Here is a 21,272-nt window from a genome sequence, read left to right as displayed (position 1 = left end):
CGTTATGGATCTCAGGGAATTGGCTGTCCGTCAAGTACGCGGAGTAGGTCCCCGCAAAGCGGAAGACCTTAAGGCGCTTGGCATAGAGTCAGCATACGACCTTCTGGAATATTTTCCTTATCGCTATGAAGATTACCATATCCGGGATTTAGCCGGTGTCAAGGACGGCGAGAAGATTACGATTGAGGGAACGGTATATGGGGTTCCCCTGGTACAGATGTACGGCCGCAAGAAGTCCCGCCTGGCCTGTAAAGTGTTGGTCGATCAGGTGGTGATTACGGCGGTCTGGTTTAACAGGCATTTTATCAAGGATCAACTGACGTCCGGTACGAGGATTGTTCTCACCGGCAAGTGGGAGCAGGCCAGGCTGCAGATAACCGTTTCGGAGCACGAATTCCCAGATCGGGGCGGAGCTTCGCGAACAGGTACGCTGCAGCCTGTTTATTCGGTGGCCGGGCCAATCACCCAGAATTGGCTGCGCAAAGCTATCCGTCAAGTCTTAGCGGAATATGGGCAGTGGGTGGAGGAGATTTTGCCGGAGGAACTGGTTGCCCGCTATCGATTCATATCCCGGCGTGAGGCCTTCTCTCTTATCCACCAGCCGAAGGATTGGGAGGAGGGCAGGAAGGCGCGGAGACGAATCGTATATGAGGAATTGTTTCTTTTTCAGTTGAAAATGCAAGCTTTCCGTGCCTTGAACCGGGGTAAATCCGATGGGATGGCCCATCCGGTAGATTCCCAGGCGGTGAAGCAGTTCGTCCGCTCTCTGCCCTTCGTGCTTACCGATTCTCAGAAAACGGTAGTTGCCGAAATCCTGCACGACCTTAAACAACCCTATGCGATGAATCGGCTTCTTCAGGGAGATGTCGGCTCGGGTAAAACGGTAGTGGCGGCTGTCGCCCTGTTTGCCGTGGTGAAGGCGGGGGCTCAGGGTGCGCTGATGGTGCCGACGGAAATCCTGGCCGAGCAGCATAAGCGGTCGCTGGAGAAGATGTTCGCCTCATACGGCATCGAGGTTACGCTGCTTACAGGAAGCCTTACCGAGAAGCAGCGGCGGGAAGCACTGGCCTCCATACAGATGGGGCTGACCGACATTGTCGTCGGCACCCATGCGCTGATTCAGGAGGACGTTGTGTTTCGCCGTCTCGGATTGGTGATTACCGACGAGCAACACCGGTTCGGGGTCAACCAGCGGAGCATACTGCGCCGCAAGGGGCTTAACCCCGATGTTCTTACGATGACGGCAACTCCCATCCCGCGCACGCTGGCGATTACTGCCTTTGGCGATATGGATGTATCTACGCTCAAGGAGCTGCCCAAAGGCCGCAAGCCGATCAAAACCTACTCCGTACCCCACGATATGCTGGAGCGCGTGCTGCGCTTTATCCGGAAAGAAGCGGCCGCGGGCCGTCAGGCCTACGTCATCTGTCCATTAATCGAAGAATCGGACAAGCTAGACGTGCAGAATGCGATTGATGTTCACGCACAGCTTACTTATCATTTTCCCGATTTGTCGGTTGGACTTCTGCACGGCAGAATGTCCAACCAGGAGAAGGAACAGGTGATGGCTGAATTCAGCGATAACCGGATTCAGGTGCTGGTATCTACGACGGTCGTAGAGGTTGGGGTCGACGTCCCTAATGCCACTCTTATGGTGGTATACGATGCGGTCAGGTTCGGATTGTCCCAGCTTCACCAGCTCCGCGGCCGGGTCGGGCGGGGCGAGCATCAGTCTTATTGCATACTGATTGCCGATCCGAAGAACGAGGTCAGCCGGGAACGGCTCAAGGTCATGACGGAGACTAACGATGGTTTCGAAATCGCGCGCCGGGATTTGGAAATTAGAGGGCCGGGCGATTTCTTCGGAACGAAACAAAGCGGCCTGCCTGAATTTAAGGTGGCGGATCTGATGAGCGACTATGAAATTCTGGAGTATGCGCGAGAAGATGCGGCCAAGCTTGTCGCCCAGTCGGAGTTCTGGACGGCTGCGCGTTACTTGCCGCTTCGCGATTACTTGCAGCGGGAGCAGGTCTTTGGCGGCCGCCCGTTCGATTAGAAGGGCGGGTTCGATAGAAGGTACGGCTCCCTGCTCTAAATATAGGCCGAATCTGTTTTTTCGGCCGAAGCTAATATGCGTCAATTTTAACGGACACCAATGCACTTATTCGGGTCAAAACAAGCGAAATGAGCTTGGCCGGCCAAAGAATAAAGTTATTGGTGTCCGTTGTCGTTGCACGTTTGTTTATGGTAATGATATAAGGTCCATCTTCCTTAGCCGGTCGAAAAACGGGAGTGCGGGCGAAGAATGACGAAGAAGTTAGCGGGTAATAGGCACATTCGGCGGAAAACCGACATAGAATAGAGAATGACTTTTCTGTGGAGGGGAGAAGATGAGCTACCAGCAATATGGCATTGACCGGGAATTGGTGGAACGCGTCAAGATGAAGATGAAAAATCCGTTGGTCAAGGAGCGCGTTAAAGCCGTGCTCCATGGAGTTAATAAACATGATCTTCAAGACCGTGCGAAGGTCAGAGGGCTGCTGAGCCGGATTGCCAAGGTGTTAGGCGAAAATTTGTCCGAGAAACAATCCAGTCAAATTGTTAATTTTGTCCTGGCGCAGAAAATAGATCCCAACAACACCTTTCATTTAATCAAATTATGGGGGATGTTTCGTTAACCATCTTTGCGAAATGAATAGGATTGACGAATTAAGGGAATTTTCTTATAATAGCTTTATTCATTCATATTGACAGCTATGAAGAGGTTATAGTGTTAAAGGCTCTTATGTTGCCAGAGAGCGGTGGAACGGCTGAAACCACTGCCATAATCCTTTAGACGATGTCGCCTCGGAGCTTTCCTTCCGAAACGAAGTGCAGTAGGAAGGAACGATTGGCACCCGTTATCGTGCATCGGTAGAAGCTTAAACCGGGTTAACCTCCGGGAGCTTCGACCTGTCGAGTCCGGCATCGCAAGATGACGGTGAATTCGGGTGGTACCACGGAAGAGAGCCCCTTTCGTCCCGCTGCGCTTGAATAAGCGTGCGGACGGAAGGTTTTTTTTATTCATTTAGAATTTGTAATTCCGGGGGCTCCCTGCAATGTAGGGATTAAACCACTTTCGAAGTAAAGTCAGAAGGAGCGGCCGAAGGTTAGACGGCGGCCCTGTCAGTTGTCGGACGGAATAAGCTTAGATGGCCATATGTCACATTGTGAGGGGCTTTATTTCGATCCGGACAGAGGAATAGCAGAACAAGCTGTGAAGAGGATAAAGTCGCAGAGGCTCTTATGTACAGAGAGCGGCGGAGAAGCTGAGACCGCGCCATAATCCTTTACGACGATGTCACCTCGGAGCTTCATGCCCGAAGGTAGTAGGGCAAGACGGTTGGCACCCGTTACCGTGCCGGGTTGGAATCTTCATTCCTGTCGTGACGTCCGGCAGGGGCTGATTCCAACCCTTGGAGGCCGGAACTTGCGAAAGTGCCGGTAAATCCGGGTGGTACCACGGAAGCGAGCAATCCTTTCGTCCCGCAGCGCATTAGAGCGCGGGGACGGAAGGTTTTTTTATATATTTGGAAAGTCGGCAAGAGCGGCAGCTCTCAGAGGAAGATTTAGACGTATTAAAGCGGGAACAAATTCCTGCGATTATACGCCTATCTTGAATCGATCCCGAGCACTCCAGTGAAAAGTCTGCGATAATACAGCAATTTCCGTATCAAGCCACCCTTTCGCCTCTCGGCACAACGTCCCACATTTGACCGACAGGTCGTGTATGTTTGTGGGGGCATTTTATCGATAAAAAACAGTATGAATGAGGAGGATGAGTTTCATGAGTATCGTTTATTCCGAGGCAGGCTCGACAGCGGATCTCCGCAACCGGCTGCTGCAGCCCGACCGTATTTCCGGTTCTGAAATTTTGTTAAGGTCTTTATTGCTTGAAGGGGTCGAGTGCGTATTCGGCTATCCCGGGGGCAACGTTCTCTACATTTATGATGCCATGCACGGCAATCCGGATTTCAAGCATCTGCTGACGCGGCATGAGCAAGGAGCGATCCATGCGGCTGACGGTTATGCCCGTTCCACCGGCAAGGTGGGCGTCTGCATCGCCACTTCGGGCCCCGGGGCGACCAACCTGGTCACGGGAATCGCTACGGCCTATATGGACTCCGTTCCTCTGGTAGTTATAACGGGTAATGTTCCGAGTCCGCTGATCGGTTCGGATGCGTTTCAGGAGGCGGACATAACGGGTATTACGATGCCTATTACGAAGCACAGCTATTTCGTCCGGAACGTTGAGGACCTGGCCCGGACGGTCCGGGAAGCCTTCTACATTGCCAATACAGGACGGAAGGGACCGGTGCTCATTGATATTCCCAAGGACGTATCCGCCGCTCTTGCCGAATTTGTCTATCCCGAGACGGTCAGCATCCGCGGTTATCGGCCGGTTGCAGAAGCGGACGAGGCCCAGATCGATGCATTGCTGGATGCCATTGAACAGGCGGAGCGCCCGGTCATTCTCGCGGGCGGAGGGGTAGTATACGCCGACGCCTCCGCCGAGCTGCTGGAATTCGTCAGCCGGACGGAGATTCCGGTGACGACGACGCTCCTGGGCTTGGGAGGCTTCCCGAGCGGGCATGAGCTGTCGATGGGAATGCCCGGGATGCATGGGACTTACACCGCCAATATGGCAATGACGGAGGCCGATTTGATCATTTCGATCGGAGCCCGGTTCGACGACCGGGTAACGATGAAATTGGACGGGTTCGCACCACACGCAGCGATTGCCCATATCGATATTGATCCGGCTGAAATCGGCAAGAATGTAAAGACGCAGTATCCGGTGGTCGGCGACATTAAGGCCGTATTGAACCTAGCGAACCGGAAGGCGAAGCGGGCGGCAAGAGCGGAATCGTGGCTCCGCCGCATCCAGCAGATGAAGATCGAATATCCTCTCGTCTACAAAGATTCGGAGCAAGAACTGAAGCCTCAATATGTGATTCAAATGATTGGGGAAATGACCGGAGGAGAAGCGATTGTCACAACCGATGTTGGACAGCACCAAATGTGGGCCGCTCAATATTTCCCGTTTCGGAGAGCTCGCTCACTGATTACATCCGGAGGCCTTGGAACTATGGGATTTGGCCTGCCTTCGGCCATGGGGGCCCAGATCGGTAATCCGGATAAACTGGTCATCTCCATCAACGGAGATGGAGGAATGCAGATGTGTGCCCAGGAGCTGGCAGTCTGCGCGATTCATCAGATCCCTGTTAAAATTGTCGTTATTAACAATGGGGTGCTGGGAATGATCCGGCAATGGCAGGAAATCGTATATGAAGGCCGATTAAGCCATTGCGATCTGGCAGGAAGTCCGGACTTCGTCAAGCTGGCGGAAGCTTACGGGATCAAGGGACTGCGGGCGACAAGCAAGGAGGAAGCGCGGAGGGCATGGCAGGAAGCGATGGAAATCCCGGGGCCGGTGCTCATTGACTTTGTTGTCTCCCAGGAAGAATTCGTATTCCCGATGGTTCCTCAGGGCAAAGCCATTAACGAAATGATATTGGGGGGAGAACAGTGAACAAGCATACGGTATCCATTCTAGTCAATGATTTGCCAGGGGTACTGCAGCGCGTGGCCGGACTGTTCGGGCGCAGAGGTTTTAACATCGAGAGCATTACCGTAGGCACATCCGAAGAGCCCGGTTTGTCGCGGATGATTGTGGTGACCACAGGGGATGAACGGACGCTGGAGCAAATCAGGCAGCAGCTGCTGAAGCTGATTGACGTCCTGGAAGTAAGGCTGCTTAGCGCGAAGCCGATGGTGTCGCGGGAGCTCGCTCTTCTCAAAGTGAACGTGCAGCCGGCTGACCGTCCGGAGATCCTCGGGGTTGTCGAGACGTTCCGCGGTTCCGTTATCGACGTATCATCGGATACGATGGTTATCGAGATAGTGGGAGATGCGGACAAAGTCCAGGCGATGACGGAGCTAATGAGGCCATATGGCATTGTCGAGCTGACCTGTACCGGAGCGACCGCCATATCCAGAGGAACGCATTAACGGGTAAGATGACAAACTGCACAGACTTGTGAATCTGTGCAGTTTGTTTATGTGTACGATACTATTAATTATTTTGAAAAAATAGTCGGTTTTTCTCGATGAATTCCTTCTCGTCATCCGGTACATCATCTTCATGGAAAATAGCGGCTACTGGGCAAACGGCTTCACAAGCACCGCATTCGATACAGGTATCCGGATCAATGTAGTATTGATCTTCGCCTTCATGAATGCAGTCTACCGGACAGGATGTCACGCAGTCTGCGGCTTTTTCTCCGATACATGGAGAGGTGATAACGAAAGCCAATGTAATAACCTCCTCTTTTTAAAAAATGGTAAGTAGTATTAGCTATAAGAGAACCAGCGGTTAACTGGTAATCTCTGATTTTGCCTTACGTGTTTATTATCACTTTTTTTATATAACAAATCAACAGATTCATGGAGAAAGTATAAAGTCTTCGTAATATCCTTTAAAATCTATAAGAAAAAAGGGGGTATATTATTTTTTTGCATCGAAACCAATTAAAGCTTTGCTGCGTATATAAAGGGAGATGAAGGGAATGCCCGTTCCCTGAAGCAGGTTAGGGGGGAGGAACTCATGAACAGTCAAGAGAATCAGAAGGACTATCAATTTGAATTAAAAAGAACGGTCAAAGAGCTGCAGGATATTAAATATGCTCTGGATCAATCGTCTATTCTGGCGGTGACCGACCGGAAGGGCAAAATTATTTCGGTGAACGATCAATTTTGCCTGATTTCCAAGTACTCTAAAGAGGAACTGCTTGGACAAGACCATCGGATAGTTAATTCGGGGTATCACCCCAAGGAGTTCTTCACTAAGCTGTGGAGGACGATCCGCAGCGGTCGGGTATGGCATGGAGAAATTTGCAACCGGGCCAAGGATGGCAGCCTATACTGGGTAAAGACAACAATTGTTCCTCTGCTTGATGACAAAGGCATTCCCTATCAGTTTATCGCTATCCGAAACGAAATAAGTGAATTGAAGCATGCTCAAGAGACGATCCGGCATATGGCGTATCATGATTCGCTTACTAATCTGCCTAACCGAAGAATGTTTCAGGAGCGTCTGACCGAGGAGATCGATAAGGCTAAAGAACAGGACCAGAAATTGGCTCTCTTGTTTTTGGATATAGACCGGTTCAAAACCTTGAACGACAGCTTGGGGCATACCGTAGGAGACATGCTGTTAATCGAAGTCGCAGAGCGGCTGGAGACGCTGTCTTTTGTCCGTTCGCGGCTGTTTCGTTGGGGCGGGGATGAGTTCACTATTTTGCTTCCGGTGCACAATAATGATGAGGCGCTACAGAAGAGCGCCGATATTTTGAGGCTGTTTGAAGGGAGTTTTATTATTCAGGGCCACGAATTTTTCGTGACGGTCAGCCTCGGCGTCAGTTTCTATCCGGATCATGGCGATGATATGGACTCACTGGTGCGGCATGCGGACGTTGCTATGTACCGGGCGAAGGAGTATGGCGAAAGCATGGTGACCGTTTACCAGACTGCCATGAATAAGGACTACGCATCCCTGCTGCTGATGGAAACGAAGCTGCGCAAAGCTATCGAGTCCGAAGGCCTGGAGCTCCATTATCAGCCGAAGATGGACATGCTGCAGGAGAATATCTACAGCATGGAGGCTCTTGTACGCTGGACCGATCCCGAGCTCGGCTCCATTCCTCCCAGCCAGTTTATTCCTTTGGCGGAGGAGCGGGGACTAATCTCCATTCTGGGCTATTGGACACTGGAGGCAGCCTGTCGCCAGAACAAGCAATGGCAGGAAGCGGGATTTCCGCCGATGCGTGTGGCGGTGAACATTTCCGCAATCCATTTCCAGCAAGCCGGTTTTGCCCGAAAAGTGAAGGAAATTCTGGAGGAAACCGGGCTTGAGCCGAAGTATTTGGAGCTGGAAATTACGGAAAACATTATGCTGCGGAATACGAAGCATTCCCTGGATGTGCTCAAGGAGCTCAAGCAGCTCGGTATATCGATTTCCATTGATGATTTCGGGACAGGCTACTCCTCATTAGGGTATTTGCGCCGTTTCCCGATTGATACGCTGAAAATTGATCAATCCTTCATCCAGTCACTGGGAGAAGAGAATAATGCGGCGATCATCAAGGCGATCATCTATATGGCACACGCCTTGAATTTGCGGGTGATTGCGGAAGGCGTAGAGGAGGAGGAGCAGCTTAAGTTTCTAACCAGGCATCATTGTGACGAGGTTCAAGGATATTTGATCGGCAAGCCGCTACCCGCGGTCGAATTTGCCCGATACATGCAATTGAAGGTGACCTCCTGACTATAGAAGCAGGATGAAATATACAAGTGCGGAGTTTCCGATGCAGAGGAAACTCCGCCTTCTGTTTATGGGAGCAGCCCGTCGTAAAAAAGCATTTAAAAAGGAAAACCATTTGTTTTCAGCGGAAGCAATTTTTGATAAAATGAAAAATGTAATAATTTACCTGTCCAACGATAAAGCATCACAGAAAGCCAACCCCTCGTTAAAGAGCGGCAAGAACCGGCGACTGTGCAGGTCTTTGCAGGGATTTTGATTAAAATGAGCCACAAAGACATGCGAATGTGCAGGTAAATCCGGGACCCGTTGTCGGACAAACTCATAGGGGAGGAACAATGGATGACCATGACATTAACGGATATGGACCTGGCCAAATTTAATGCTCATATTGAAAGCCTGGTTGCCGAGGATCAATTCTCGGGGGCGGTATTGGTGGCAAAGCATGGGGAAACGGTTTACAAAAATGCTTTCGGCCTGGCGAACAAGGGATACGGCATTCCCAACCGAACGGATACCAAATTTAATCTCGGCTCGGTGAACAAGATGTTTACTGCCGTTGCCATCCTGAGGCTGGCTGAAGACGGCCTGCTGCATGTCCATGATTTGATTGGAAAATATTTGCCTCATTTTCCGCCGGAGCCGGCTAACAAAATTACGATCCACCATCTGCTGACGCATACGTCGGGAACCGGACTTTACTGGAATGATAAATATGAGGCCAGCTTCACGAAACTCAAAACCGTGGAGGATTACCTTCCGCTTTTTATCGAAGATCCTCTGTTGTTCGAACCGGGCACCCAATGGTTTTATAGTAATTCAGGGTATATCATTCTGGGTGCCATCATTGAGTCGGTTTCAGGGAAGGATTACTTTACATTTGTCAAAGAAAACGTTTATGGACCGGCCAATATGCCCGATACAGATTGTTATGATCTGGAGTACGATGTCCCCAATCTGGCTGCGGGTTATACTCGCGAAGGAACGAAGGAGGGGGAGCCTCGGCGCAATAACTGGTTCCTCCATGCCGTTAAGGGAGGCCCGGCCGGCGGGGGATATTCTACTGTGGAGGATTTGCTGCGGTTCGACATCGCCCTTCGCGGGAATAAGCTGCTGAGCCCGGAATGGACCGCTCTGGCCATAACAGACAAATTTCAGTCTTACGGACCGGATATGAAGAAGCACTATGGGTATGGCTTTATGGATATCCGGAAGCACGGAGAGCGGATCGTCGGTCATAACGGCGGATTTCCCGGTGTTAGCGCGCTTTTGAACATGTATATGCTTAGCGGTTATACATTGGTGATTTTATCCAACTACGATGCTCAGGGCACCATCGGAATCCACCGCAAATTCGAGGATTTGTTGTTTGGGAATAATGAATAGATGAGCCGGTCCACCCTAACGGAAAACGCTAACCAGAAATGGGATTAGCGTTTTTTTGGTTTTCCAGTTATTCTCATTGCATCACGAACATACATTCTGTATATAATAAGAATATATGTTCTTATTCGGAGGGTGCGTGAGAGGCGATCTCCGAATCGTGACTTTATAGGAGTGAAATGTCATGTATCAAGAGCGAACCATTATGTTAGTTGACGGACAGTCCTTCTATGCCTCGATTGAAAAAGCAGCCCGACCAGACTTAAAGGATAAGCCGGTAGCCGTAGGCGATCCCTCCAGAAAATCGGGTATCATATTGGCTGCCTGCCCGGTCGCCAAAGCACGCGGCGTGACGACAGCCGAAAGAGTGGGCGAGGCGCTTGCGAAATGTTCCGATTTGGTCGTCATACGGCCCCGAATGCAGACCTATATCACGGTGTCCCTGCTCATTACCGAGATTTTCGAATCATTTACAGATCAAGTCGAACCTTATTCGATCGATGAACAGTTTCTCGATGTTACGGGCTCTATCGGTTATTTCGGGGCTCCGGAGGAGATCGCCCGCCAGATACAAACGCGTGTTCTACTGTCGACAGGGGTCTGGACCCGTTGTGGAATCGGACCAACAAAAGTGTTGGCGAAGATGGCTGTTGATAATTTTGCCAAAAAGATGCCCGAAGGTATCTTCAAACTTGATTTCGACAATTTGGAATCAGTATTATGGCCACTGCCGGTACATCAAATGTTTATGGTTGCCTCCCGGATGACTCGCCATTTTACGCGCATGGGTCTCTACACGATTGGCGACATTGCGCGTCAGGAACTGGGTGTCTTTAAACGGCGCATGCGTCAAGAGATGGGCAAGCAAAGCGATATACAGGCGGAATATTATTGGCAAACGGCACGTGGAATAGACCCTAGCCCTGTCGTGGCGAGTATTCGCAATAAATTAAAATCGATTAGTCACGGCAAGACGCTCAGAAGTAGCCTTTATCGGAAGCTTGAAGATATTGAAGTAGTACTGCTCGAGTTGGTGGTGGAAGTCTGCCGCCGCAGCAGGAGACTGGGTTACATCGGGCGAGTTGTATCCGTGGGAGCCATGGAAACAGACGGCCAGAGGTCGGCATCGTTTAATAGACAGGTAACCCTTCCGCAGCCGACCTCCCTTTCGCATGAAGTCGCTGCTGCAGCTCTTGGAATTTTCCATAAACATTGGAGCGGCATGCCTGTTAGCCACCTGAATATTGCACTGACGGAGTTGACCGACGATAACGTCATTCAGCTCACTTTTTTCGAGGACCGGATCAAGGCATACAATCTGGAGAGAGCAACGGATGAAATCAAGGATAGATACGGCAGTGCTGCTATTATGCGGGTATCTTCATTATTACGGTCCGGAGTGGCCCGTGAGAGGGCGGAACAGATTGGAGGCCATTACAAATGAGCAAACTGGACGGCAATGAACGATGGAAGTCCAAAATGCTGCTCACTGAGCATCAAGAACAATACGAAAATCGCCGCGAAAAGAACTCCCGTAAACAACCTACAGAGGAGGAGTTCAAAATGATCCGGGACTACATCCTGCTGCCTTACATGTTAAGCATGGTGCAGAAGAGCATCGAAGATATAGAGAATCATTCCAACCTTTTAAAGCAGCTTTATTTGACAGCAGGCCGGGCACTCATGAATCAAATAAGTACGGATTTGTACAGTCTGCGCCGTGAGTTGTCCAAGCGCAATATTAAAATCATTAGTGATGAACAGGCAGATATGGTCATATATCACCGTTTTATTTGCAGAGGATACGAGGATCGCTTTGGAATGGTCCGGGATGTTATGCGTGCGGAAATTAGCATCCGCCTGTCAAAGTATATCAAGGAACTAGTTGGTCGAATGAATGCAGACCAATGAACTTTGGATATCCGGGCGTCATATAGGTTGGCGATTTGTTGTTCAGCCTTGGGAAAGGGTCTATGGGGATCGGATCGGTTTCCCGTCTGTTGTTTCCGCTCCCTTCTGCTAACGGAAGAGAGCGGCATTTTTTTCTCCAGGAATCTTTACTCGCCCAGGCCGGATCGTTCGCTGGAAATCAGGCGCCGGATTTGCTATCCTTTTGCATAGTTGTACCAAGAGAGAGTGAACAGGGAGAGGGGATTTGGAGTGAAACGTGTCGTGTGGCTGTTGTCGCTTGTCGTACTGCTTGTTGCCGGTTGTGAAGGAGAGAAGAAGCCTGGGGGCAAAGACCGGGGCTCGGACCCGGATATCGTGCTGATCGGTTCCGAAATAGAAGGGATGTATCTGGCCCGGGCGGCTGCGGATGAAGGGCTTAACGTGATGGTTCTCGATCCGCGGAAGCAGCCGGGCGGACAGCTGATTCAGGGAGAGATGCTGTATTTGGACGAGCCCTTCGATGATGCCGGCCAATCGCTGCTGCAAGGGCGCGTCAAGGAGCTCTTTGACCGTTATAAACAAGGGGAAATCCGCAAGAAAGAAGAGTTCGTGGACTATTTCCAATCGATTGCCGAAGGGATACCGATCGAATCGGGAATCCAGATTGTGAAAATCGATAGCGAGCCGGATGCCCATTCCAAGCAAACAATCAAATCGCTCACCTATCGGACTGCAGGAGGGGAAGAGAGGACGGTGTCTGCCAAGTATTGGGTGGAGAATACGGATTTCGGCGCCCTGTCCAGCCGATTGGAGACGACGCGGATTCCAGGAATCGAGACGGTGTTCGGCGGGGAAGCGACGGATTATATGGCCGCATCCATCATGATGAAATTCCGCCAGGTGGATTGGGAGAAGTTTGCCGGAGAAATAAATAGTCTGAGCCAGGATAAGAAGGAAGAAATTTACGGTTCGAACACCTATCTCACCGGTACGTTTGCTTACGGATTCGGAAATATTGGGAAAAGCTACTCATCCAGCCAGAAGGATGTGTTCCTGCGCGGATTAAACATCATTAATCAGCGGGATGGGGAAGCGCTGATTAACGCCCTTCTTGTTTTCAATGTGGATCCGTCCGATGATCGGCGGATTCAGGAGGCGCTGGAAGCCGGGAAGACCGAAACGGACCGGGTGGTCAAGCACCTGCGGCAGCAGCTGCCGGGATGGGAGAAGGCCGAGGTCAATGGCTATCCCGATTACCTCTATATTCGTGATTCGACCCGCTACGAAACGGAATATGTTCTGCAGGCGACGGATCTGTTGGGCGGAGCCATGTTTTGGGATAACGTAAGCATAGCGGGCTATCCGATTGATCTTCAGGGCAACCAGGCGAATCCATGGGGGACAAGCACGGGCAAGCCCGATAAATATGGGATGCCGCTGCGGGCATTCCAGTTAAAAGGCTATTCCAACGTGCTCACGGCCGGGAAGAATGTCGGGGCATCCGCAGTAGCTTATGGAAGCGCCCGAATCCAGCCGAATACTTCGCTGGCCGGGGAAGTGATCGGGATTATTCTCGGCCAGATCGACGGCAAGAGCGAACTGGCAGAGCTTTCGGAGAAGGACATGGAGAAGCTTCATCAATATATCAAGAAGAATTATGATATTACCTTAAGCGGAGTGCAGGCCAAAAATAAAATCGGCCGCTATTCGGAGGAGCAGCTCGAACTGATTAACAGAGGAAAATTGGCGGTGGAGTAACGGCCGCTGCAATCTTATGTAAAATAAGATTTGGAGGATCTTGCCGATGCCTCGGCTGGGGATGACACGCTCGCAGAACAGTCACCCTGGCCGGCAACCGGATGATCGAGCAATTTGATAAAGGCCGGCCGACCGTTTAAGGTTGGCTGGCCTTCCTTTGAGCAAAGTCCCGTTTAACAGATACAGGTTTTTTTCTTGACTCCGATCCTTCCCTTGGCTTTCACCTTTTCGATATAATCCGCAGCCAAAGGCACTTTACACGCGGTCTGTCCGACATCGACATGAACCTTCCCTATGTTCCCGGAGACCTCCAGAGCCTCTTCATGAAGCCCCACCACAAAGCTTCCGACGGCAATGACAAAGTTGTTCATCGTATATCGGACACGGTTCCTTTCCTGATGAATCGTCTTCTCCACCTGCTTTAATAGACGGCGGATTTCAGCGAAATCAAGCTGTTCGTCAGGAGTAACGGACAAGTAGGACGTATAGGTGCTCCAGCCGCAGGAGGCGACGGTTTCCTCCGTTGACGCCATCCATTCCCTGGCCAGATCCAGCGCATAATGGCTCTCGGCAGCCACGTTGGCCACCGTGCATTCGGCAAGCATATGCCAGTATGCTCGCTCTACCCAATTTTGCAGCTGTTCCCGGGTCATGGCTTTCGGATCGACGGAAAGCCCTGCGAGATACATAGCATCATGATTTCCGGTATCGTATAGGGCCAAGGCCAGAGCCTGATCTTTCTTCACCTGCTTGACCAACGGCTTTAAATCTCCTATTTTAACGCCGAAGAGAGGTTCCTTCGCCCCATGCCGGGAGAATGTCTTCTTGGTTTGCTCGGTTCCGAGAAGCTTGAGCTGATCCATAACTTCATCCAAAGTCATCTTTTTACCCGCTTTCTATCCATTCCATAGACGGTTTTTATAGGAAAATCGTCACTCCATAGCATAATAGGATTATACTACTAACCGAAATGTCGGAAAAGAGGCAGAAAAAGGCGGTTTTACACTGAAAGAACGGGAAAGGCTATTGTAGAAACATCTTCCATCTAGTATATTGGATATAGAAAAAAGTCGAACTTTGTCGGCAGCGGGAGTGTTTCGGATTGATGGACTTATGGCTGTACATCGGTTTCTCTATGCTAGAAAATTATGCCATGTTTTATCTGATTTTTAAACTGTTTAAAATTGATTTATTCCCTAAAGAAATGATTTTTGCGAGTCTCATCATGTCCTTCATTTCTTACGTGTTGAGAACAGTCTACGAGCTTCCGCAAGTGGATGTTGTCGTGCAAGTTCTTCTCATGTTTTCTTTTATATGGCTGCTCTTTAAAATTCATGTTTTTTATACCGCGATTTTGACGGGAATGGCGTATCAGGCCTATATGCTGATTCAAACGCTCTATTATTTCATTATGGATAATGCCGGATTGTTTGATGGCGACCTTCCTTATATTTTGAGCATCAGCACGTTCGTCTTGCAGGCGCTTTCTGCGGCCACGGCCATCGGAACAGGTTATTTCCTATCGGCAAAGCGCAAGGGCTTCGATTTCGTGCCGGACAAGCCCAATGGGAAAATTGCAGTTAAGACGTGGGAAAAGGTTTTATTAATACTGAACATTCCTTCCGTCCTGATCGTTCTGTTGACGATGTATTTTGCCAACTACCTATCGGGTTTGTTTTTTCTAGTGCCAACTGCCAATGCAGTCATTCTATATGGGTACTTATACGTTTCTTACAAAAAGGATAGAGGCGAAGATGAACACTTTAGCATATAGAATTGCCGTGGCGATCAAGAAGGCCGATCCGGACCGCACTCACTCCATTGAGGTCATGCAGTATTCGCTGGCTATTTTGCTTAATACCGGATTGATTGTCGCTGCTTCGTTGTTTATCGGATGGTCTACCGGCGAGTTGGCATCTACACTGCTGGTCCTGATCGGTTTAGGCGGTCTAAGAATGGCGTCGGGCGGCACCCACTTCAAGTCGGTGTGGGCCTGCAATATCGTCTCGGTGCTGCTGTGTGCCGGAATTCCGCATGTGCCCGTCTATCCGGAAACGCTGCTCTTCCTGATTAATCTCACGAATCTGACCGTTATGATCGCTTTTGCCCCGCGTCCGGATGCTAACGTCGCTATTCCCGCCAAGATGTACCCTTTATTAAAATGGACTTCCATAGGTTTGGTCAGCTCCAACTTCATTATTGGCTCGCATGTTATTGGATTGGCCTTTCTGGTTCAGTCCTTAACAGTTATACCATGGAGAAAGGGGGGAACGCTATGAGACAAATCGTAGCCCGGTGCGCGTCTTCCGTCCTGGCTTCTTGCGCAGTCGTATTTGCAGCAATCCTTAAACCGATGTTTCACAGCCCGCAAGCGCCTAAAGAGCTTATGAAAAAGCAGTAAAGGATAGTAAGGTGGGGAGTACATGCGTGTTCTGAAAAATGACGGTTCTTCTTGTGAAATCCAGGAGGAAGAAATATTGTATTTCTCCAATCATAAAAATACAATATACGTCCATACTAAAGAAGGCGAATTTGTCGTCCCCACCACTCTCTCCGATCTTTATGCCGCCTATCATTCGAGCGGTTTTGAGAGATTGGATCGCTCCAACGTCGTTAATCTCAAGAATGTGTCCGGTTACGATTCCGAGCGAAAGATCGTCAGCTTCGAGGGAGCCGGCACCTTCGCAACCGTTTCCGAATCGAATGAAAAGCGGATCAAAAGATATATGGAGGAAAACAAGAAGAGCTCGACCTGAAACAGGTCGGGCTCTTTTTTAACCACATTAAAAAGTATAAGTTTCGAGAGCTTATTTAGTTCCTTATTTAAAACCGAACGTTTTGGCGGATAGCTCTTCTTTCAATCAAGGGGCTGCCCCAAAATCCAGTTTGCGATTTTTCAGCACCGCTAGCACCGGAATTTTCCCCCTATTCTAAAGCGATAATGCACGTCTTTTTGGAGAAAAGTCGCCACATACCTGATTCTAAAGCGATAATGCAGGTCTTTGGAGCGATTTTTTGCGAAATGGCCCCATTTTTTGAAAAAGACCTGCACATTTGAGCGTCTTTCGCCTTCTTTTTGGAAAAGGGCACGATTTTAATGTATTTTTGCTCGTCTTTGCGATGTCTTTACCGACCCGGATGCGATGTTGGTTTTCCCTCAGGTCTCCTTTAAAACCGGGTTATTCGTCTTCGAAGAGGCTCCGTTAGGAGCTTTTTTTACCACAATAGAATTTATAAGTTATGCGTCCTGAATAACTTCAAATTCTATTTGGCGATAAAAACATCCTTTAAACGCGGTCGCTCATCCATGAAATACTCCGATAGGAGTTTTTCTCATTGGCGCTATTCGATCCTTTTCCGAAAGCAAAGGAAATATTATTGCATATTTTCCACAATATGTAAAGCTTTTTTTGGAGCGCGAAACGGTAAAGACGGGACGGTGGGCTCATGTTATGCTAGGACTAAAGTAAAAGATATCAGAAAGAAATTTCCCGAAGGGAGAGGGGTTAAGTGTCTGGTGGAAAGCATGTTCAGACGCCGGATAACGAGAGAGAGACCGCAGGGAACGTCGGGGAGGAAGACATCATGACCGATGTTGCCGAAGCCTCCAAGAAAACCATACAAGCATCTTGGAAAAATATAACGAATCATTTCCATGCCGTTAAGTCATATGATTGGGTGGAGGTCATCAGGAATCACTATAATCGTTCTCCAAGGCCATCGGCTTTGGAAACGCTGGACAGCAAAGAATTGGTGAATATTTACCGGCAAGCTGTGGCAGCCAACACGTCCAAGGAATTTATCGAATTGATTGTGGACACGCTGCGCGGAAGGAACGTAGACGTCGTTAAAGTGATGAACAGCCGGTAGCTTGGTACGAAGCCACCATCCCAATAAGGATAAGCGGCACGAAAACGAATGCCGCCCACGCGCCGCTTTTGCCGCGCTATTTTTTTTTTGCGAAATTTGTCTAAAAAACAGCTTTCGGTCCGATTATTCTCCTTTACCAGAGGGTTTTCTCCCTATTCGGCTCGTTGCGTTCTGGAAATCTATCAGGTACTATATTTTAATATTAACAGACGGGAGACTCGGCTCGTATGAACTTCGCGGATGGAGAGACGGAGCATTGTACGGCCAATAGAGAGAGAAAAATGGGAGATTGGACAATATGAAAAACATTTTTAAAATTTTCGGTACAGATTTAAGAAATATAGCAAGGAATCCGGCAGCTTTGATCGTCATAGCTGCTGTTGTCTTTTTACCGTCACTGTACGCCTGGTTTAACATTATTTCCTCGTGGGACCCTTACTCCAATACGAAGGACGTCCCCATTGCCGTTTCCAATATGGACCGCGGGACGACGCTGGAAGGCAAGGAACTGCGGGTTGGCGATGAAATTATTAAATCGCTGGAGGAAAATGATAAGCTGGGCTGGGTATTCGTAGACGAGCAAGAGGCGCTGCGCGGGGTGGAGCAAGGCGATTACTATGCCGGAATCGTCATCCCGGAAGATTTCTCGGAGAAGATTACATCCGTCTTGACGAGCAACCCGGAGAAGCCGGAATTGGATTATTATATTAATGAAAAAATAAATGCCATTGCGCCCAAGGTGACATCGGCCGGCGCATCCGGCATTGTCGAGAACGTCAGCAGCCACTTCGTCAAGGTGGCCAATGGCGCGATATTCAAAGCCTTTAACGAGATGGGTATAGAAATCGAACAAAATCTTCCTGCCATGGAGCGGATGAAGAAGCTGGTCTTCCAGCTCGAGGCCGATTTGCCGGAAATCGAGCGGATGATCCAGCTTGCGCAGACGGATCTGGACAAGGCCGAGCTTATCGTGGGCAAGGTGGATGAAGGGCTGGGCAAAGTTAAGGAGATAGGGCAGCATGCCGAGACGCTGGGCCAGCAATTCGAGCAATTGCTTTACGAAGGGGACAGTGTCATAAGGGGATATGCCCCGGCTATTCAGGCCGATCTGCAGACGCTTCAGGAGGTTGCCCACATGACGGGCGAGCTGACGGATGTGCTGATCGCTTCGGATATCAACGCGGATACCCTATTAAGCGGATTAGGGCAGGCCATGGAGCTTATCGATAAAGGTTCGGCCGGGTTGGAAAGGCTGACGGATGTGTTGAAATCGATCGATACTCTGGTGACGGAGGAAGGAAAGCTGCAGGAGGCTATCCAGGCGCTGATCACGGCCCATGACCGGCTGGGGCAATTAAAGAATGCCATGGCTGCCGCAGTCCGTGTGCTTGATCAGGGAGAAGAACCGGCACGGGAGCTGATTCAACGAATCCATGACCTTGCCGGGGAAGCAGATCGTCTGATCGGCCAGCTTATTCAGCTTCACGACAATCAAATTCTTCCCGCTCTGCAGGAAGCTGTCGAGAAGGCAAAGCAGGGAGCGCCGAAGCTTAAAGAAGGGCTTACTCAACTGCAGGGGAAGGTTCAGGCGGGCGAGCAGGCGGTGGAGAAGCTGCTGGATATGCCGTTCGATGCCGAACGTGCCAAACAAGATTTGGAGAAGGTCACCTCATGGGTCGATGCCGGCCTTACGGTAACAGGGCGATTAATCAACGGGCTGGAGCGGCTTGACGCATTGACGGGCAAAGACCTTCTGCAGCATCCCGTTACGGTGCTTAAGGAAGTCCAGAAGCGTCTGGAGAATACGAAAGAAAGACTGGATCAAGCGCTGCAATTGATCGAGAACGGACAGCAGCCCGCGAAGGAGCTGCTGGAGGATATCACAGGGCTGCTCAAGGAGACGGATCGCCTGCTTGGGGAGGTAATTCAAGCCTATGACCCCGTTGTCATTCCGGCATTGCAGGAGGCGTTGAACCGAGCGGCGGAGCTTGACAAGCAAGTAAGGGCGGAGATGGATAAGCTGCAGGAAGCAGCGCGGAAGACCGTCGCCCTGACGGACAAGATTCTGTCTGTAGATACCGGCAAGGTGAGAACGAAGCTGCTGGAAGGGATGGCCCGAATCGACCGCGGCCAGGCCGCTATAGGCCGTCTGATTGGTGCGTTGGATCAAGCCCAGACAGCCGTGAAGGATGGAGCGCTGCGCGATGCCGCAGAACGGCTGGAAGCCATACAGGGGCGCCTCCATACATTGAAGGAAGTGCTGGCCAAGGCTTATGAGGCGGTAGAGGAAGGCGGAGAGCCTGCAGCGGAGCTCGTTCAACGTGTCAACGAGCTGTCCAAGCAAATCGATCAATCGGTCGGGGAGCTGTTGGAGCTGTACGAGACCAAGCTCGCTCCGGCTTTCGATGAGGCGTCTGCGGCTGCACAGCAAACGGTGCGCAAGGCCAACAACGTTATTCACGAAGCCAATGAGGCACTGCCGGATATTGAGAACCTTCTGTTGAAGGCCGGTGAGGGAGTCGAATTGGGGCAGAAGGAAATTGCTCAAATTCGCGATAAGTTTCCCGCCGCCCAAACCAAGCTGAAGGAGATTGCCGACCGGATCCGCGATTTTGAGAAGAACGGGACACTCGATCAGATCATGGACCTGTTAAGCCTGGATGCCGACAAGGAGAGCGACTTCTTCTCCCATCCGATTAAGCTTGAGGAGCACAAGCTGTTCCCGATTCCTAACTATGGTTCGGCCATGTCACCGTTTTTCACTACCTTGTCATTATGGGTCGGCGCTCTGCTGCTCGTCTCGCTGTTAAGGGCCGATGTGGAGAACAAGCAGGACTATAAGAGCTACGAGGTTTATTTCGGCCGTTTCTTCACCTTCCTGACATTGGGGCTGGGGCAGTCGCTTATCGTTACGCTGGGGGATATCTTCCTGCTGAAAACCTATGTAGTCGACAAGGTCTGGTTTGTATTGTTCGGGCTGTTGATTAGCGCAGTATTCGTAATGATCGTCTATACGCTTGTTTCCGTATTCGGCAATGTGGGCAAAGCTTTGTCGATCATTCTGCTGGTGCTTCAACTGTCCGGTTCCGGGGGAACATTCCCGATCCAGATGGCACCGGAATTCTTCCAGAAAATTCATCCGTTCCTGCCCTTCACGCATGCTATCACCATAATGCGGGAGGCGGTGGGCGGATTGTTGTGGAGCGTCGCCGGGAAGCATGCGCTTATTCTATTCATTTATGTAGGAATCGCATTTCTAATGGGCGTCGCCCTGAAGAAAACATTTAACAAATCGAGCGACAAATTTTTGGAGAAAGCCAAAGAAAGCAAGCTGATTCTATAACGGATAAACGGCCGCCGTATCGTCGACAGAGATAATCTCGACGGAAATACGGCGGCCGTTCTTTATTGTCAGACCGATCAATTTAAATCAGCAGGCCTCCCCGCTCTTTATACCGTGCGATCAGAACCTCGCTCTGAACATCCACGATGCCTTCAATCGCCTGCAGCTTCTTGAGATATTGTTCCGCGTGTTCAGGATTGTCCAGCAGGGCATGAACATGCAGGTGAGGTTTGCCGCTCATCTGATACACGTTCGTAATTTCTTCCGCAGCGATCAATTCATCGGCCACCTGCTGCAGCTTGGGCCATTCCACTTCAATATTAAAGAACATGGACAGCATTTTCCCCGCTTTAAGAGGATTAACGATGATCGTAAAACGGTCAATGACCCCATCGTTGATTAATTCGTTGATCCGCTCCCGAACGGCCGCGCGGGTCAGGTTCACGAGACGCCCCAGCTCCGCGTTGCTCAAGCGCCCGTTTTCCGATAAATATTTCAAGATCAGGGTATCGGTTTTATCCAGGTTTTTAAATTGCATATCATCATTCCTTAAGGTTGAATTTAGCTTTTATTATAACATTTTGTGCTGAAGGAATGGCTATTTGCCTTTAGTTTAAGGTGTTTTAATCGTCTATTTTTTATTTACATTGTAAAATTTATTTTTTATAT

At 50.0% G+C, this 21,272-nt stretch carries 19 protein-coding genes; 16 read left to right on the top strand and 3 right to left on the bottom strand.

The window, feature by feature from the left end:
- The first annotated feature begins 4 nt into the window (after positions 1-4).
- From recG to ilvN, 4 genes are all read left to right on the top strand, one after another.
- Positions 5-2,056: an ATP-dependent DNA helicase RecG gene (gene recG, locus ACTHRH_RS15425; protein ID WP_440416390.1), complete on the top strand. Its 2,052-nt coding sequence runs from the start codon at positions 5-7 to the stop codon at positions 2,054-2,056.
- Positions 2,057-2,390: 334 nt separating this feature from the next.
- Positions 2,391-2,678 carry a stage VI sporulation protein F gene (locus ACTHRH_RS15420; protein ID WP_144933534.1) on the top strand — a complete coding sequence of 96 codons (288 nt, stop codon included), beginning with the start codon at positions 2,391-2,393 and terminating at the stop codon, positions 2,676-2,678.
- Between the two features lie 1,148 nt (positions 2,679-3,826).
- The gene (ilvB, locus tag ACTHRH_RS15415; RefSeq protein ID WP_144933533.1) at positions 3,827-5,572 is read left to right on the top strand and encodes a biosynthetic-type acetolactate synthase large subunit; all 1,746 of its coding nucleotides are present in this window, start codon (positions 3,827-3,829) and stop codon (positions 5,570-5,572) included.
- Positions 5,569-6,051 (top strand): acetolactate synthase small subunit, encoded by a 483-nt coding sequence (gene ilvN / locus ACTHRH_RS15410; protein WP_144933532.1) that lies wholly within the window; start codon positions 5,569-5,571, stop codon positions 6,049-6,051. Before ilvB ends, ilvN begins: the two co-directional genes overlap by 4 nt.
- Before the next feature lie 64 nt (positions 6,052-6,115).
- Here ilvN and ACTHRH_RS15405 read toward each other — a convergent pair whose 3' ends face one another.
- The gene (locus tag ACTHRH_RS15405; RefSeq protein ID WP_144933531.1) at positions 6,116-6,355 is read right to left on the bottom strand and encodes an indolepyruvate ferredoxin oxidoreductase subunit alpha; all 240 of its coding nucleotides are present in this window, start codon (positions 6,353-6,355) and stop codon (positions 6,116-6,118) included.
- A gap of 291 nt (positions 6,356-6,646) precedes the next feature.
- Between ACTHRH_RS15405 and ACTHRH_RS15400 the strand changes: the two genes are divergently transcribed.
- From ACTHRH_RS15400 to ACTHRH_RS15375, 6 genes are all read left to right on the top strand, one after another.
- Positions 6,647-8,365 (top strand): putative bifunctional diguanylate cyclase/phosphodiesterase, encoded by a 1,719-nt coding sequence (locus ACTHRH_RS15400; RefSeq protein WP_440416387.1) that lies wholly within the window; start codon positions 6,647-6,649, stop codon positions 8,363-8,365.
- A gap of 13 nt (positions 8,366-8,378) precedes the next feature.
- Positions 8,379-8,618: a hypothetical protein gene (locus ACTHRH_RS15395; protein ID WP_440416385.1), complete on the top strand. Its 240-nt coding sequence runs from the start codon at positions 8,379-8,381 to the stop codon at positions 8,616-8,618.
- Positions 8,619-8,701: 83 nt separating this feature from the next.
- Positions 8,702-9,745, top strand: coding sequence for a serine hydrolase domain-containing protein (locus ACTHRH_RS15390; RefSeq protein WP_379285358.1), 1,044 nt, complete (start codon positions 8,702-8,704; stop codon positions 9,743-9,745).
- Positions 9,746-9,926: 181 nt separating this feature from the next.
- Positions 9,927-11,186, top strand: a complete 1,260-nt coding sequence (locus ACTHRH_RS15385) for a DNA polymerase IV (RefSeq protein ID WP_440416382.1) — start codon at positions 9,927-9,929, stop codon at positions 11,184-11,186.
- Positions 11,183-11,653: a hypothetical protein gene (locus tag ACTHRH_RS15380; RefSeq protein WP_379285355.1), complete on the top strand. Its 471-nt coding sequence runs from the start codon at positions 11,183-11,185 to the stop codon at positions 11,651-11,653. The genes ACTHRH_RS15385 and ACTHRH_RS15380 overlap by 4 nt, the downstream gene beginning before the upstream one ends.
- A 249-nt stretch (positions 11,654-11,902) precedes the next feature.
- Positions 11,903-13,390: an FAD-dependent oxidoreductase gene (locus tag ACTHRH_RS15375; RefSeq protein ID WP_144933524.1), complete on the top strand. Its 1,488-nt coding sequence runs from the start codon at positions 11,903-11,905 to the stop codon at positions 13,388-13,390.
- Between the two features lie 173 nt (positions 13,391-13,563).
- Here ACTHRH_RS15375 and ACTHRH_RS15370 read toward each other — a convergent pair whose 3' ends face one another.
- Positions 13,564-14,271, bottom strand: a complete 708-nt coding sequence (locus ACTHRH_RS15370; RefSeq protein ID WP_379285352.1) for a DNA alkylation repair protein — start codon at positions 14,269-14,271, stop codon at positions 13,564-13,566.
- Positions 14,272-14,492: 221 nt separating this feature from the next.
- Here ACTHRH_RS15370 and ACTHRH_RS15365 point away from each other — a divergent pair, with 221 nt between their 5' ends.
- The 6 genes from ACTHRH_RS15365 to ACTHRH_RS15340 all read left to right on the top strand — a co-directional run bounded on the left by ACTHRH_RS15365 (position 14,493) and on the right by ACTHRH_RS15340 (position 20,603).
- Entirely contained in the window at positions 14,493-15,164 is a 672-nt protein-coding gene (locus ACTHRH_RS15365; RefSeq protein WP_379285350.1) for a hypothetical protein, read from the top strand.
- Positions 15,145-15,669 carry an accessory gene regulator ArgB-like protein gene (locus tag ACTHRH_RS15360; protein ID WP_379285348.1) on the top strand — a complete coding sequence of 175 codons (525 nt, stop codon included), beginning with the start codon at positions 15,145-15,147 and terminating at the stop codon, positions 15,667-15,669. Before ACTHRH_RS15365 ends, ACTHRH_RS15360 begins: the two co-directional genes overlap by 20 nt.
- Positions 15,666-15,791 (top strand): hypothetical protein, encoded by a 126-nt coding sequence (locus tag ACTHRH_RS15355; RefSeq protein ID WP_379285346.1) that lies wholly within the window; start codon positions 15,666-15,668, stop codon positions 15,789-15,791. Before ACTHRH_RS15360 ends, ACTHRH_RS15355 begins: the two co-directional genes overlap by 4 nt.
- Before the next feature lie 22 nt (positions 15,792-15,813).
- The gene (locus ACTHRH_RS15350; protein WP_144933519.1) at positions 15,814-16,146 is read left to right on the top strand and encodes a LytTR family DNA-binding domain-containing protein; all 333 of its coding nucleotides are present in this window, start codon (positions 15,814-15,816) and stop codon (positions 16,144-16,146) included.
- A 754-nt stretch (positions 16,147-16,900) separates the two neighbouring features.
- On the top strand, positions 16,901-17,260 hold the full coding sequence (locus ACTHRH_RS15345) for a hypothetical protein (RefSeq protein ID WP_379285344.1): 360 nt from the start codon (positions 16,901-16,903) through the stop codon (positions 17,258-17,260).
- Between the two features lie 298 nt (positions 17,261-17,558).
- Positions 17,559-20,603, top strand: a complete 3,045-nt coding sequence (locus tag ACTHRH_RS15340; protein ID WP_379285342.1) for a YhgE/Pip family protein — start codon at positions 17,559-17,561, stop codon at positions 20,601-20,603.
- Positions 20,604-20,685: 82 nt separating this feature from the next.
- On the opposite strand, the gene ACTHRH_RS15335 is transcribed toward ACTHRH_RS15340, so the two are convergent.
- Positions 20,686-21,141, bottom strand: a complete 456-nt coding sequence (locus ACTHRH_RS15335; protein ID WP_144933252.1) for an Lrp/AsnC family transcriptional regulator — start codon at positions 21,139-21,141, stop codon at positions 20,686-20,688.
- Between the last annotated feature and the right edge of the window lie 131 nt (positions 21,142-21,272).

Origin of the sequence: Paenibacillus sp. SAFN-117, assembly GCF_051966115.1 — a bacterium.
Lineage (GTDB): Bacteria > Bacillota > Bacilli > Paenibacillales > NBRC-103111 > Paenibacillus_L > Paenibacillus_L residui.
The sequence above is the reverse complement of the archived record's forward strand: the minus strand, read 5'-3'. Positions and strand labels throughout refer to the sequence as shown.